9 protein-coding genes and 1 tRNA gene are annotated in these 15,883 nt (G+C 61.6%); 5 read left to right on the top strand and 5 right to left on the bottom strand.

Annotated features, from left to right (window positions below; all coding sequences use genetic code 11):
* Positions 1–255 precede the first annotated feature (255 nt).
* The gene (locus tag BGO89_04525; GenBank protein OJX60834.1) at positions 256–822 is read left to right on the top strand and encodes a hypothetical protein; all 567 of its coding nucleotides are present in this window, start codon (positions 256–258) and stop codon (positions 820–822) included.
* Here BGO89_04525 and BGO89_04520 read toward each other — a convergent pair.
* Positions 806–2,122, bottom strand: coding sequence for a hypothetical protein (locus BGO89_04520; GenBank protein OJX60833.1), 1,317 nt, complete (start codon positions 2,120–2,122; stop codon positions 806–808). The two genes, BGO89_04525 and BGO89_04520, sit on opposite strands and share 17 nt — an antisense overlap.
* Positions 2,123–2,171: 49 nt before the next feature.
* Between BGO89_04520 and BGO89_04515 the strand changes: the two genes are divergently transcribed.
* The 4 genes from BGO89_04515 (at position 2,172) to BGO89_04500 (ending at position 5,901) form a co-directional block, all read left to right on the top strand.
* The gene (locus BGO89_04515; protein OJX60832.1) at positions 2,172–2,501 is read left to right on the top strand and encodes a tRNA-binding protein; all 330 of its coding nucleotides are present in this window, start codon (positions 2,172–2,174) and stop codon (positions 2,499–2,501) included.
* Positions 2,502–2,586: 85 nt separating this feature from the next.
* Positions 2,587–2,671: transfer RNA gene (locus BGO89_04510), tRNA-Leu, on the top strand.
* A gap of 1,313 nt (positions 2,672–3,984) precedes the next feature.
* Positions 3,985–4,590, top strand: coding sequence for an ATP-dependent Clp endopeptidase, proteolytic subunit ClpP (locus BGO89_04505; GenBank protein OJX60831.1), 606 nt, complete (start codon positions 3,985–3,987; stop codon positions 4,588–4,590).
* Positions 4,591–4,617: 27 nt separating this feature from the next.
* Positions 4,618–5,901, top strand: coding sequence for an ATP-dependent protease ATP-binding subunit ClpX (locus BGO89_04500; protein ID OJX60830.1), 1,284 nt, complete (start codon positions 4,618–4,620; stop codon positions 5,899–5,901).
* 107 nt (positions 5,902–6,008) lie between these two features.
* Here the strand turns inward: BGO89_04500 and BGO89_04495 are convergent, their stop codons facing one another.
* The 4 genes from BGO89_04495 to BGO89_04480 form a co-directional block, all read right to left on the bottom strand.
* Positions 6,009–9,692, bottom strand: a complete 3,684-nt coding sequence (locus BGO89_04495; protein OJX60829.1) for a hypothetical protein — start codon at positions 9,690–9,692, stop codon at positions 6,009–6,011.
* Positions 9,689–11,650, bottom strand: a complete 1,962-nt coding sequence (locus BGO89_04490; protein ID OJX60828.1) for a hypothetical protein — start codon at positions 11,648–11,650, stop codon at positions 9,689–9,691. The genes BGO89_04495 and BGO89_04490 overlap by 4 nt, the downstream gene beginning before the upstream one ends.
* Positions 11,651–11,682: 32 nt before the next feature.
* Positions 11,683–14,697 carry a hypothetical protein gene (locus BGO89_04485; protein OJX60827.1) on the bottom strand — a complete coding sequence of 1,005 codons (3,015 nt, stop codon included), beginning with the start codon at positions 14,695–14,697 and terminating at the stop codon, positions 11,683–11,685.
* Between the two features lie 363 nt (positions 14,698–15,060).
* Positions 15,061–15,843 carry a hypothetical protein gene (locus tag BGO89_04480; GenBank protein OJX60826.1) on the bottom strand — a complete coding sequence of 261 codons (783 nt, stop codon included), beginning with the start codon at positions 15,841–15,843 and terminating at the stop codon, positions 15,061–15,063.
* Between the last annotated feature and the right edge of the window lie 40 nt (positions 15,844–15,883).

Raw genomic sequence — 15,883 nt, 5'->3', positions numbered from 1 at the left:
GCGGTGTTGACGAAACGTGCTAGAAAGGTCTTGGCCGCCGCGTGTGGATTTTCCTCTTTATGCTGCGAGTCTGTCCGGTTGCGACGGGTGGCAAAATAGGGTGCCCGTTCTGTCCGATCAATGCATCCAAGGTCCGTGTGGATAAAATGTTTCCGACCATGTCGTGGCGAATAGTTCTCCACACCGGCGGAAGCCGCTCCAGACCTCGAAAGACGGTGCTTCTCCGTAGTTTCGGACCGCTATCACGGGAATGTTATGGATTCATTGTACACCGTCGATGTATGGTTGTTCTACGCCATCAACCATGGCTGGTCCAACGGCGTGTTCGACACACTGATGCCCATCGTCACATCCAGTACCTACTGGCGTCCGGTATACGTCGCCGGCATCCTCGCCCTGCTCATATGGGGCGGTGCGCGCGGGCGCTGGTGCGCGGCGGCGCTTCTGGTGACGGTAGCCATCGTCGACCCCGCCAGCCACCATCTCCTGAAGGAACCGATACAGCGGCTGCGTCCCTACCTCGCGCTCGGCGATGTCCATCAACTGGCTGGCAGTGGCGGCGGCTCGTTCCCCTCCAACCACGCGTTGAACAATGCCGCGGCAGCCATGATCCTTGCCTGGTTCTATCCGCACCGGCGCATCCTGTGGTGGAGCATCGCCGTGATCATCGCGCTATCGCGCGTCTACGTGGGCGTACACTATCCGAGCGACGTGCTCGGCGGCTTCGTGATGGGAATGCTGGCAGGCTGGGTCATGATCGCCATCGTACGCCGCGTCAATACCACCGTTCCCGAACGGCTCAGATTCACGCCAGCAGCCTGACGGCATCGACGCCGCTCTGACACGCCCCCTCCATCGTCGCCGGCAGACCGGTCGCCGTCCAGTCCCCCGCCAATGCGGCATTCGGCCACGGTAGCGCGGCGGACGGACGCAATGGCTCGACCTCAGGCGTGGCCAGGAAGGTCGCCATCCGTTCCTTGAGAACGACGCCATGGAGCAACACGGCATTCCGGGCCGACGGGAACAGGCTGCGCAACTCCTGGTCGCAGACCGTCACGATCTCTTCCGACGAACGTCCTGCAAGCTCCGATCCGGCACTGACGGTCACGGCCACGTGTCCGGGATAGGACGTCACGACGTTCGGATCGGCCTTCGTCAGCAGCCGCCTGTTGAACACCCACTGGATCGTCGTGTCCAGCGTCGCCACGAAGTCGTGCTCCAGCCATTGCTGGTCATACCACAGATAGACGCTGACGATGGGGCTGGGCTCGGGCACGGAACCCAGGGGAAAGGTATTGCCGTCGACCGTGATGCGGTGAAGGGACCGTGCCGGCACGGCGAAGACGATGCGATCCACCACGATGACTTCGCCCGTCGTCAACAGGGCGTCCGCGATGCGCCCGTCCGACGTGGTACAGGCCTCGACGGACGTGCTGGTCAGTACCCGTCCCCCGCCTGCGGTGAGAAGATCTTCCAATGGTTCGACGAAGGCGGAGAGACCTGCCGACGGCAGGTAGAGACAGGAGTTCTCGGCATCGCCGAAGAAGGCCCGGCGCAGGACGGTGAGAAGAAGGCTGGCCGCCGCCTTGTCCATCGGAGCATTGAGCGTGGCCAGGATGATGGGTTCCCAGAGACGATGGATGACGTCGTAAGGCTGGCCTTCGGCACGGAGGAGATCGAGGCAGGTCATACCGTCGGTGCGGATCCCGCCATACTGCATGCGTGCGGCGAACCACAGGGCCGCGATGCGGGAACGCAGCGGCAGGTGCTTCAGACGCCAGATGCCGAGCGCCACGCCGAACTTGCCGGGAGCCTTCGACGCATCGAGCATGTCGGTACGGCCTGCAGCATCGGCGAAGGCCACCTTCAGTGCCGGCTGCCTGTGGATCAGATGGTCCGTTCCCAGGATGCGTAGCGTACCCAGCATGGCGTGATAGCATCCCATCATGGCATGCTGTCCGTTGTCGATGACTTCGTTCGTGGTGCGGTCCATGAAGGAGCGGGCACGTCCGCCGAGGTAGGGGTGCCCTTCGACCAGCGTCACGGTCCATCCCTCGCGCGCCGCTTCGGCGGCGGCGGCGATACCGGCGAGCCCGCCACCGACGATGAGGATATCAGGCATGGCGTAAATTTATGGCTATCCGCAACAACACTCATGACCTCCGATCACCATGATTACCTGGCAGGACTTCGAAAAGGTCGAAATACGGGTCGGCACCATCGTCAAGGTCGAACCCTTTCCCGAGGCCCGGAAACCGGCCTACAAGCTATGGGTGGACCTCGGCGGAGGCGACGTACGGCGCTCCAGCGCCCAGATCACCGACCTCTATTCTCCGGAAACCCTTATCGGAAAACAGGTTGTCTGTGTGTCCAATTTTCCGCCCAAGCAGATCGGCCCTGTCGTGAGCGAGGTGCTCGTCACCGGGTTTCACCGGGAAGACGGTGCTGTCGTGCTCGCCGTTCCCGACGCTTCCGTCCCGAACGGTACGCTCCTGCGATAGGGGCCATGTGCCTGATTCTGCACGAAGATCGGCCTCGTTTTTGCTATGGTGGGCTAGAACAGAACGCCGTATCTTTGCTGTCTTCGCGGAAGTGGCGGAATTGGCAGACGCACCAGACTTAGGATCTGGCGGTTCACACCGTGAGAGTTCGAGTCTCTCCTTCCGCACGATGTGTATTTCTACAGGGAGTCTTTCGTTGGAACGCAATCTCATCGACCTCGACGGTTGTCGCCGGGAGGTTCGTATCACGCTGTCGGATGCTGAATTGCGTCCACATTACGATCAAGCCTACGTCCAGGCCCAGGCCGGCATCGCCGTCAAGGGATTCCGCAAGGGCAAGGTCCCCCTCAACATCATCAAACAGCAGTTCGGCCGCGGCATCGAGAACGAAGCACTCGACTCGATTGCCGATGCCGAATTCCGCTCCTTCGTCGCCGCCGAGAAGATCAACGTCGTCGGTCAGCCCGCCCTTACGGATATCCAGAAGGAACAGGGCAACGTGACCTTCACGATCCGCTTCGAAGTTCTCCCCGAATTCGAACTCGGCAACTATCGCGGCCTCGTCGTCAATCGTCCTGTCAAGGCCGTCACCGATGCCGATGTCGATGAGGAGATCGCCCGCATCGCACTCCGCGCCGCCAGCTTCGAGCCTGCGGAGCAGATCACGGACTACATGTACGTAGCCACGATCACCATGCACGAACTCGACCGCGAAACGTCCACGCCGCTCCTCGGCAAGGAAGCCCGCGAAGAACGTGTCTTCCTCGACGACGAGAACCTGGACATGCATCTGCGCAACTCGCTCATGAACCTCAAGGTGGGCGACAACTTCTCCTACGTTGCCGAGACGTCCGACGAAAACCAGACGCCTCCGAGCTTCCGTGTGACCGTCACCGACATCCAGAAGGTCGTGCCCGCCGAATTCACCAACGAATTCGCCGAGCAGGTCACGGGTGGACGCTTCACCACGACGGAGGAAGTGCGCCACGACATCGAGCACCAGCTCCAGCACTACTACGAGGACGCTGCCCGCGACCAAGTGGAGAACCAGATCGTCGACCAGCTCGTCCAGGCCCACAGCTTCGAGATTCCCGGCTCCCTCGTCCATGGCGTCATCCATCAGCTCTTCGACGATTTCAAGAAGAGGAATGAAGGTGCACCCGGCCTCGAACAGCTCACGGCGCACGACCTGGAGCCGCAGCTCAAGCCCACGGCCGAGCGTATCGTACGGTGGGAAATCATCCGTAACAAGATCATCGACGCCGAATCCCTGCAGATAACCGACGAGGATATCGCCTCGGCCGCCGTCAAGTACGGCATGCCGGAGGACCAGATGCGCATGCTCATGCGCCAGAACCGCGGCGTCGGCGACCAACTTCTCGCCGAGAAGGCGCTGCACACGCTGGTAGACTATGCGATCATCAACGACGTCAACGTGGACTCGGAACAATCACTTGTCTAATGAACCTGTTGCTGAGGACACATGCATAACCAGCTCGTCCCGATGGTCGTGGAGCAGACAAGCCGTGGCGAACGTGCCTACGACATCTATTCGCGTCTCCTCAAGGAACGTATCATCTTCATCGGCACGCCGATCGATGACTATGTGGCCAGCCTGACGATCGCCCAGTTGCTCTTCCTGCAGAGCGAGGATCCGGGCAAGGACATCTCGCTCTACATCAACTCACCCGGTGGCAGCGTATCGGCCGGCATGGCCATCTACGATACCATGCAGTTCGTCAAGCCGGACGTCTCGACCATCTGCGTCGGCATGGCCGCGTCGATGGCCCAGGTCCTGCTCTGCGCCGGCGCCCACGGCAAGCGCTTCGCCCTGCCCAATTCGCGCATCATGATGCACCAGCCCCTGGGCGGTACGCAAGGCCAGGCCGCCGACATCGAGATCTACACGAAGGAAATGCTCCGCATTCGCGATACGCTGTACGGCGTGATCTCGAAGCATACGGGCAAGGACTACGAGATGATCAAGAAGGATGCCGACCGGGACAACTACATGTCGGCCGAAGAGGCCATGAACTATGGAATCATCGACAAGGTGCTGGAGCGTCCGACAACGGAAATTTCAGCGTAAGTTGACGTCGATTCCTGGGGGATATTAATGTCGACAACCGATAACACTGGACAACCCGAGGAGCTGCATTGTTCGTTCTGCGGACGCAGCTCACGGGAAGTCACGAGCCTGATCGCAGGTAAAGGCGTCTATATCTGCGACATCTGCGTACAGAACTCCGTCGAGATCCTACGCAAGAATCAGCCGGCAACGACGCTGCGCACGGATCTCAAGTCACTCCCGCGCCCATCGGAAATAAAGCGCCAGCTCGACTCCTACGTGATCGGGCAGGACAAGTCCAAGGAAGTCCTTTCCGTTGCAGTGTACAATCACTACAAGCGGATCCAGGCCGAGGACATGGTGAGCCCGTTCGACGACGTCGAGATCGAGAAGAGCAACATCCTCCTGCTGGGGCCGACAGGTACCGGCAAGACGCTGCTCGCCCAGACCCTCGCCCGCATCCTCGACGTTCCGTTCGCCATCGCCGATGCCACGACGCTGACCGAAGCCGGTTACGTGGGTGACGACGTCGAATCCATCATCGTGAACCTGCTGCAGAATGCCGACTACAACGTCGAGCGTGCCGAACGCGGCATCGTCTACGTGGATGAGATCGACAAGATCACGCGCAAGAGCGACTCCGCCAGTATCACCCGCGATGTCTCCGGCGAAGGCGTCCAGCAGGGCCTCCTGAAGATTCTCGAAGGCACGGTGGCAGGCATCCCCCCGAAGGGCGGACGCAAGCATCCGGAACAGCCGCTGATCTACGTGAACACGCGCAACATCCTGTTCATCTGCGGTGGAGCCTTCGAAGGACTCGAGAAGATCATCTCCCGTCGCAGGCGCACGTCGACGATGGGCTTCACGGCCACCCTCGCAGCCGCCGCGGAAGACACTCCGGCACTGCTGAAGTTCGTGGAACCCGATGACCTCATGAAGTTCGGCTTCATCCCCGAATTCATCGGCCGCCTGCCCGTCATCACGTCGCTCGATCCCTTGAGCGACGAAGCCATGCTCGACATCCTGACGAATCCGCGCAATGCCCTCGTGAAGCAGTATCAGAAGCTGCTGCTGCTCGAAGGCGTCCAGCTCGAATTCGAAGCCGAAGCGCTGATCGCACTCGTGCATCGCGCCAAACTGCGCCGCACGGGCGCCCGCGCACTCCGCGGTGTGATGGAAGAGATGATGAATCCCATCATGTACGGCCTGCCCGATCAGCGCAACGTCCGCAAGTGCATCATCACGCGCGACGTCGTGGAACGCGGCGCACCGCCGCTCTTCGAGCTGTCGGACGAACCGCAGAAGCGCTCGACGAAGTCCAAGGCCCAGTAAGGCCAGACACACCATCAGACATCACATGCCGACGCCGGTCCGTTCGTTCGGACCGGCGTTCTTCATTTACGGGCATACATAGGGGAAGACCGTCCGCTCATGCCGTGCTACGGCAGCAGCATGGCCGTACGTACGATCTGGCCATCGTCGGTCGTAAGGACGAGGCCATACCATCCGTGTGCCACTCCGTCGGGAATCGGCAGCGACATCGTACCACCGCCGCTCTGCGGCAACGATACCGTATGGACGACGGCTCCGGCGAGCGTCGTCATGCGCAGCTCCCCACTCCTGCCATCGGGCAGGTAGACGACGATTCCACTGCCTGCATTCCACACCGCCGGAATCGGCCGCTCCTCGACCGTTCGATTGTCGAAAGCGCACCGGTCGGCCTGGAGCAGACCGGGAAGGATACGCAGTTCGACGTCGCCGTTGGCCATGCTCACGACCGCAGGCAGAAGGGGGCTCGTCCGTTGGGGACCAAGCAGGACCTCCGCGCGAAGGATCGTGACGACATCGCCCATCGCCGTGGGAACGACGTCCAGACGTTCGATATCGACGAGTCCCGGTACGATGGTCGTGCCGGCCACCGATGCACCGGCAAGCCCTTCATCGGCGTTCGAGACATCGACCTGGGCCCTGTCCGTACGCACCTGGACATGCAATGGCGCCGCCGAACCGACGAGCAGCGACGTCACGGAATCGGGAGCGAGAGCATACCTCGGTCGGAGCCGCACCGGAATGTCGATACGGGTACCGACGTCGGCACGGATCGTATCGATGGAGACATCGGCACACAGCACTCCGCGAAGGGAAACGTCGATGGTCGTATCGACGGGCGACAGCCATTCACCGTCATGTTCGAGATGGATGTTCAGCGTACGCGTGCCCAGAACGCGCGGTGCGATCTGCAGCGGCAACGATACGCTCATACCGGAGTCGATGGCGATGGGCAATGACGCTGTCGTCGACAACGATGCTTCGTTCACGGGTATCGTGATGGACGTCAGCCGCAACGTCGAGTTTCCGGCATTGCGTATGGTGATCGTCGTATCGACGGCTGTACCGATACAAACTGCACCGGCACCGATACGCGAGGTGGCGATGTCCATGATCGGCACCACCCCGCGTCCGGTAAGGACGATGGGCTGCAGAACTGCACACGGAGCGGCAGTCGTAGCCACGATCAACGTCGCACGCCTCGTCTCGATATCGCTCGGCGTGAAGGTCACGCGCACGTCGAATCGCTCCGACGGCTGGAGGACGAAGGGGAAGGCCCTTCCATCGGCAGGTACGGCGGCATAATCCGCCGCTGATGTTCCGGCAAGACGCAACGAGGTGACCGTCATCGGCGCATCGCCGACGTTCGTTACTTCGACGGTATCAACGACCGTCGTTCCCTTCCGTACATCACCGAGCTCCAGCGACGGCGTGGACGGTGCGAGCTGCCGTGTTCGGACCACGACATGCACCGTACGTTGCTGGTCGCCCGCCTCGACGGAGTGGATGGTGAGAGGCACGACGATATCCGAGGCCTGGACAGCTTCGACGACGACGGGAATCGTCACCCTGCCCCGCGCCGAGATCGTGAAGCCATCGCTCGACGTCATACGGATACGTCCACCCGGATCCGTTACCGTCACGGAATCGATCGATACGGAACATGGCGTGGGATTGTAGATGCCGAGCATCCGCACAGTGCGCTCATTGGGGCATACGGTATCGAACTCGACGGTATCGACGGCGATGGTATAGGCTGGACGTACGACGTTGACGCGAACGGTCACGTCACGCTGTTGCGGCCGGGCCGGACTCGTGATGCGTAGCTTGCCGACGGCGACACCCGGACGACGACCGAATGCCACGAGGGGTAGTTCGTTGCGCGATGCGCGGCCGATCCTGCGCGCCACGATCGAATCGGGGATGGCCTTGAACGTCCCGCCCGCATCGTCGATCCATAGAGCGGCCGTCAGTTCTACATCGCATCCACCAAGATTCTGGACGATCAGGTCGTCGTCGACCGAATCGCCGATACATACGTCACCGAGATCGATACTGTCGATGGCCGGTACGAAAGCGAACTCCGCCGGACGTCCGACGATCGTCAGCGTCAGCGTATCGCGCAGTTCCACCCACGTCGTATCTCCCGGGGCGAGCACTTCTTCATCACGTACGTGTACTGCGATGCGTACCTGCTGCTGACCTTCCGTCGCAGGCGATACGGCCACGCGGATCCTGCCGCTTCCGTTCGCTGCGAGCATCGGCAAGGGCTGAAGAACCTGTGCGAGCGTCGGCGATGGGGTATCGATGATCGTGGCACCGACGACCTGACGACAGCGGGGACCATCGAGGTCGACGGTGACGTCCACGGTATCCGTCTCACCGGGGCAGACAGGCACGGTGAGATGGTCTCTCGCCTTGATGCGGGCCGCCACACCAGGTACGATGATGCAGACGGAGTCCTTCAGTACGGTATCCGCACCGTTGCGGACGACGGTAACGGGAATCTCGTACGTGTGGTCGGCGAGACGCGGCGCGACAGCGAAGGAAAGAAGACCCACACCCGTCGCTCTGGCCGCGAGCGGGTCCTGGATGACGGATACATCGGTATCGATGGCCTGGACACCACGTGGCTGTGCACCGACGACGAGGCGAACCGATGCCGCACGCACCGTATCGAGGTTCGTGACCAGATAGATCGTCTGGACGGTATCGGGTGCATAGACGCTCCATGACGGGTCGCCGCACGGACGCTCGGTGATCGCCTCCACTTCGAGACATCCGCCTTGCCCCGCCAATGCCAGGCCGCCATCACCGCCGGGATTACCGCCTCCGCTTCCACCACCCGTGAGCACGCTGAGTGAATCGGCGATACCGATTTCCGTCGCAGCCACGATACGGCGAAGCCCCGCAGGCTGGTCCTCCGAATCCCACAACAGCAGGATGGCGCTGTCGGTATATCCTGCCGGCGAGATCGGACGTCCCTTCCATAACGTTCGATACAATCCGGGTATGCCGCGCGTCGGGTCGTCCGTCCAGTTACCGAAGATGATCTCATCGGGTTCGATCAGCTCCGTACCGCGCAGGTTACCGCGTGCGACGAGTCCCGGTGCCGTCGGCGTACCCTCCAGTGCGAGCCAGAACGCGGGAAGACCAGGAGCCACCTTCCGTTCGTACTTCGTTTCCACCCCCGAGTAGCCATAGGCCGTCGCGATGGGAGCACGGTCGTTGGCCCCGATCTTCGTGTCCACCAGCAGCAGCGCACCGATATCGTGCGGACGCGTACCACGGTTGTCGACGGTGATCGTGAATCTGATGAAGGCACCACCCGAGCGGAGCACGGGCTCCATCGTCAGTGTGGCCCTGATCGTGTCCTTCTCGGCGACGGTCAGCGCCTGGACGTCGACGTTGATGCGCGGACGGCCGGCAACGGTATCGGGATACATCCGCTTCACGGCGAGAGGATGCGGTGGTGGTGCGGTACGCGTCGTCGTGTCTTCTTCGTAGGCCATCTGATAGACCACACCGTCGACGTAGAGGTGGACGTGCGACGTATAGTTCACCGGACGATTCCCCGTACCGTCCTCACGATAGATGATCGTCGTCGGCGTACCCGTGTACTTCGTCGAGATCGAGAAGTGACCGTTATTGGTGAATCGGCACGACAGGAGATACGGCGGCAGTGCATCGACGATCGACAGGCTCGACTGCGCAGAGGCCTGGATGCCGGCGAGTGCGACGAGAGAAACGATGAGAACAGAGCGGACGAGATGGTTCATGGATTCCGTCCTCATCTGTCGAGTGGTGTCACGACTTCGACCAGCACGGTACGATTGTAGAACCGGCCTTCGGGCAGATCGTTGTCGAAAAGAAGATTGGGTCCGAGCCCCCGGGACTCGATGGCATTCGGAATGATCCGTGCCTTGATTGCGTCGGCGACCGAAGCCGCACGGCGACGGGACAGGTCTTCGTTGTACGTCGGATTACCGGTACGGTCCGTGAGACCGGTGATACGCACCGTCGACGTCGTACGGCAGCGGGCCCGGATGAGGTCCATCACCGTCGTGTTGAACGTGCTGATGGTCGGCGTGTCGTAGTCGAAGAAGATGAGACTGAAGCGTTCCACGGTGGAGTCGTTGACGATTTCATCGTCGTATCGGGCCGAGCGGATCATCGAGCGTACGGGGATCGTTCGTGTGGCCTTGCGCGACGTTCCATCGTTCTCCGTCGCCGTGAGTTCTGCGACGAGGTCGACGCGTTGGGCTGTTCCCAGCACGGAAGCGATGTCGTCGGCGTTCAGCGTCCATGCGACGGTTTCCTGCGATGCTACGTGGTACGGCTTGTCCATGAGCACACGTCCGTTCGGTGCCATGATGCGGATCGTGGCGGCATCCGTGAATGCCGAAACGGGCTGCGTGAGAGGAATCAACCGGACGATGTCGGGGTCTGTTTCGCGGCGGATGGTCCGGCGTTGTATGGGAGCTACGATGGCCGGATCGTTCGTCGTGATTTCCACGCGTCGGTTCTCGGCACGACCGTCGTCGGTGTTCCGGTTGGAGACGACGGAGGGCAGTTCACGCGCTGCGACGTCCATGCGCGACGGTTCGATATTCCATATGCGCTGGAGATAGTCACGTACAGCGACGGCACGTTCCATCGAGAGCGAAGACGATGCTTCGCCGTCGGCGGGTTCCCGGTGTCCCGTCAACGTGATCCGTGCACTCGGCCGCTCGCGCAACCGTTGACCGACGATGTTGAGCATGTCGTGATAGGATGCGAGGCCACTGTCCGCTGCCGTCAGCGGATCGAACGATTCCGTTTCTCCCTTCCGGTCACGATATCGCGCAGGAATGACGGAACTCGCATGATCGAAGAAGACGTAGGGCAACAGCGGGAACAGATCGCTGCGACGCGTTTCCGTGATCGTGATCGACGATGCACCTTCGATGTTCAACGCGAGGTTGGCGGGCATGGAAGGAACGGGCGGTGGAGGCGGAGGTGGAGGTGCGGCTTCGGTGACGATCACCGCTGCAGGCGCGTTCAGTACATAGCCGAGCGTCACTCCTGCGCGGATGGTATGGACCTTCCAGTCGAAGGTCGAGAGGACGTTCGTCAGACCATACGTGAAGCCTACTTCGGGATGCAGGCGCCAGTTGCCCGATAGGGTCAGGTCCATACCCACGGCTGCCGTGATGCCGAGACGAAGCTGGCGGTTGACGTCTACCGACGTCCGTTCGAACGATCCGGCCAGGATGACGCGGGACGACGATCCGTTGGAGAACTTCAGATTGGAGGGCGAGAGAATGTCTTCGCGCTGCTCGAACGCCGTTCGCATCGCATAGCCCACCTGCGGTCCGGCAGCGACGTAGACATCGGGCACGACGAAGTACTTGCCGAGCGCTTCGAGTCCGATGTAGTCGAGATCCGTCGTCAGGGCGTATTCGGATACCAGCGGTACGAGCGTTCCGTCGGCGAGCCGTACACGCGGCGTCGTTCCCGTCGGCGACGTGAAGGAACCATCGGCACGATAGTAGAACAGTCGTCCCGACAATCCCCATCGATCGCCGATACGGGCAAGGACGTCGTTACCGATCATCAGACCTGGTGTCAGTGCATCGCTGAACGTCCCGCATTCGTCAAGGCCGCTCGACGTGGAGAACGATCCGCGATGCATGTTCAGCGTGGCAGCTCCCATCACACCGATTTCCAGGTCGTGGAACTGCGCCTGCAATGGAACGACGCAACACAGCATTACAACAAGAAGAGATTGCTTCATCAATGATCTCACCGAAGAACGTGCAGGAGGGTTACGACGTCGCCCGCATCGGTACGGCGAAGCCGCACGACGCAGACACCGTCGGGAATACCGGCGGCCGGCATGGAAGCGGCAGCACCGGCGGGAGACGACGGAAGAGGAAGTGAATGCAGAAGGATGCCGCGGATGTCATAGAGCTCGACATGGGCAGGGGCGTTCAGGACATCGTCGACGACGATGTCGATTTCGTCACGGCCCGCTCCGGCATATCGCGCCACGAGCGTCTGTCGTCCGGCAACGACACCGGCATCCGGGCCGCATGCACCGGCGATGAACACCGTCGCTTCGTTCACGTCGAGACAGACATCGATGAGCGGATCGGACAATGCATGGACCGTCGCTGCGGACAGGTCGCTACGGAGGACCTCCACCTCGATACCGAGGGATCGTTCGACGGAAGCGTCCTTCGTCCATGCCGCACGAAGACTGTACGTTCCGTTACCTTCATGAACGAGTGACGATGCGGCTTCGTCGATTCCGTCGTCGGCGGAACGGCCGACGACACGGCGTGCATCCAGTGCCCGGTACGGCAGTTCGATGCGGAATCGGGCTTCTCTCATCGCCGGATCGGCGAACGTGATGCTCACCGTGTCGACGAGTCCGACGCTCGTCGAACGATCGGCGATGGCCGCGCCGATCGACGGACGTACGAGAGCATGGACAGGTATGTCGATGGAACCGAACGGCCCACGCGCGGAAATCGTCCCGCGCACGTCGCCCGATACCGATGATCGCAGGGTACATACGATGGGCAGCGACGAACGCGGCTGCAATTCGACGCCGTTGACCGGATCGATCGTGATGGCAGGATCGCCCGTCACGATGACGCTGTCGATGCGGATGACATCGAATGCACCTGCATTCGTCAGATCCACGGAGATATCGACGCTGTCGCCCGCACAAAGCGGACCGATCTCGATGCTGTCGCGCGATGCCTGGATGGTACGGGAACGGATCACGATGCAGACCGGAGCTTCGACTGCCGTATCGCTGTTGGAGACGAAGCGCACGACAGCCTGCTCCCTGGCTTCACGCTGGACGTGCAGGATGATGTCGACGACGACCGTCGCTCCGGGAGCGAGCGTGAAGGGAATGGGTTGTGACGTACCGACGGAGAACAGATCCTGTCGCGCTGCGATGACGTTCACAGCATTCACGACGATGGGTCCGTCTCCCGGATTACGTATGGTCACGAACGTCGGCACATCCGTACCCCGCGTCGCCATCACCGTATCGCACGTCGTCGAGCCGGTCGCGATGGCATACGTACGGATACCCTTGCCGACCGTCGCCACGGGAATATGCCGGGCTCCATAATGACATTCGAGCGTGGCACCTTCGGCACCACGGACCTGGGGTGCGAAGACGATACAGGCATGAAGCGTATCGCCCGGAGCTACACGTACGACACCTTTCGGCGACAGCACCGTGAACCGGTCGGGAGGCGTCATGACGAGAGAGTCGAGACGCAACGTATCGGAACCGTCGTTGACGAGCACATCGGCACATACGGTATCCGACGTTCCTACGGCGACGTCACCCGCATCGATCGATGCGGCGAGTACGCGAACCGTCGACGAAAGCCCGGTACCTCGCAAGGGTATCGTATCCTGGATCGGACCATAGTCGATGACGATGGCCGATGCGCGCTGGCCGGGAACCGACGGACGGAACCATGATGTGATGATTCTCTTCGATCCCGCCGGCAGTACGAGGGCGGCCGTATCGGCCGTCACGAGGAACTCGGCACTGCCCTGTTCCTGTCTGATCGTCACCGTGAGGGGAAGGAGCCATGTGTTTTCCAGAACGATCAGGACGCTGTCGCTCCGCGCGCCCACTTCCGTAGGATCATAGGCGGGTGCGGTCCATCTCACCGGACGCAGCCACATCGTCGCCTTCGTCGGCGCCGTACGTTCACGGCCCGCGACTACGACGGGCAGATTGTTGTCGGTGATGGCGAGGCCCGTCGCATCCACACGCAACGGCGTCGAGGCGATGGCCTCCCAGAATCCCGCAGGATCGGAGCTCGTAGGTAATGTGAAGACTTCGACATCGGATACGGGATCCGATGCGCGGCCACCGGCGACGAGATAGGCCATGGCCGTATCGCGGGGACCGGCGATGAGGGTGGAGGCGGCATGACTGCGCGCGACGAGGGGACGCGGCATACCGCGCCATCCACTCTTCACGTCGTACCACTCCGCCGTCGACAGTGTCGTCGTCGCATTCCGTCCGCCACTCATGCGCGCGATACCGGCAGGATCGCCCATCGCGACGGCATACGAGCGCAATTCGCGCGGCGGGTTGGCCCGTCCATCCCATGACGTTCCGGCAAGAAGCTCCGTCGTGGGCACGCCGGACGCCTCGCCTCCGGCGACGATGACTTCGAGGGCTCCGACGGCGTTGATCTGACGCATCAGTGCGTGACCGACGCGCGCGACGCTCATATCCGACAATCTGTCGACCGCCCCCGTCTGCCTGTGTATCCGTGCGGTGGTGGCGGAGACCGTACCCGTACCGAGTGCGGCAGCGGTCTGTACGCGGCCGCCGCAGACGATGATGTGATCACCGCCGTTGAATACGGCGCGGGGCTCCGCAAGGGCCACGGGAAGCGAGCCGACCGCGGACCAGCGCCATTGATCGATGGCCGGAATGTAGGTACAACGTTCGATCGTCGCCGTACTCGAATACGATCCGCCGCCACCCGTATATCCGCCGATGGCGTAGACTTCGCTACTGCCGTCCGGACGACGCAGTTCCAGGACGGCAGCAAGGCAGCGGGACGTCGCCATCGTGTTGGCCGTGAGCCGTACGGCACCCGTCCTGCCATCGATGACGTATGAGCGATCGCTCGTCGAACCATCGGCACGCAGACCACCTACGACGAGGACGTCGCCGGTATGGACCATGACGGCACCATGTCCTGACAGCGCTTCCGGCAATGGTGTGCCCAGGGCCCAGTCCGGACGGACCTGTCCGGACATCCCGACGGCACAGACGAGAAATGTAACAGCAAGTACGAGACGACGCATTCTCCACTCCGCGCATTCAGCGCGCAATCTACTGGTAGTCTATCCTATTCCGGACGGGACGATGTCCGTTCCGCGATGGAAACTATTCCGGGTTTTTCGCCGGTAGTCGGCGCAGGAAAACGGCGAGATACGCATGACGGCACCGCCGGGTTGCACATCATGAACGACAATCTACCGGCATTCCGGTTTCGACTGTCGGTCGCGCAGGATGAACCACCGCATTCACTTCCGCATGGAACGGCATTCGAGACACCATACGATACCGCATCGCTATCCGTTCGTGATATGCAGCGACATGAGGGACCGCCCGAACGATCACAACGTGAATCGTACCGGAATGTAGAGCCAGCACCCGACGGCCTGACCGTTCTGACGCCCGGGCTTGAACGTGATGCCCCGAACTCCCCGCAGGGCGGCGTCGTTGAGCAGCGCATGGTCCGATTGATGGACCCTGACGTCTCGCACATGTCCCTGTTCGTCGACATAGACCTTGACGACGACCGTTCCTTCGACACCATTCCTGCGTGCCATTTCCGGATAGACCACGGACCGTCTCAGAACATCATAGTCGAAGACCGGCTCTTCCTCCGCGAACGATATTTCTCCATCGTCGGGGATCGTCGGCGTCACGGTCTGCGTCGTTCCGCCACCGCCACCATTTCCGGTACCATTACCGGCTCCGTTACCGTTACCACTGCCGTTTCCATTTCCCACTGTGGAGCTACTGCCGTTGTCGATGATGGTTCCGGGTGTCCTGGGCGGAATCAGGGTCTTCGTGATCGTCACGTCCGGATCAGCGACAGGTACCGGGCGACTACCGTTCGTCGTCTTCGCCGGGATGGATTCTGCAGTCCGTGCTCCTGCACTCGCAACCGGATCGGGTGGCATCGGCAGGGAGATGTAGTAGGTCCGTGCATCGATCGTACTCGGCAGCATCGGTACGATGACTCCGACGATCTCTTCGTGGAACAGCATCGCGGCAGTGTAGACGACGATGGCGGCAGTACCCACCAGACCGAGTGTCATCGAATATGCCCTGCCCGCAAGACGATCGTTCGCATGCCAGCGTCCGGCAGCGTAGTGAGAACGTGCGCCCATGACGACCTCCGAGGTGAAGGATGGATGTTCATTCCCTCGG

The sequence above is a fragment of the Candidatus Kapaibacterium thiocyanatum genome (assembly GCA_001899175.1).
Lineage (GTDB): Bacteria > Bacteroidota > Ignavibacteria > Kapaibacteriales > Kapaibacteriaceae > Kapaibacterium > Kapaibacterium thiocyanatum.
Note: the sequence above shows the minus strand (reverse complement) of the source record. Positions and strands in the feature narration are given on the sequence as shown.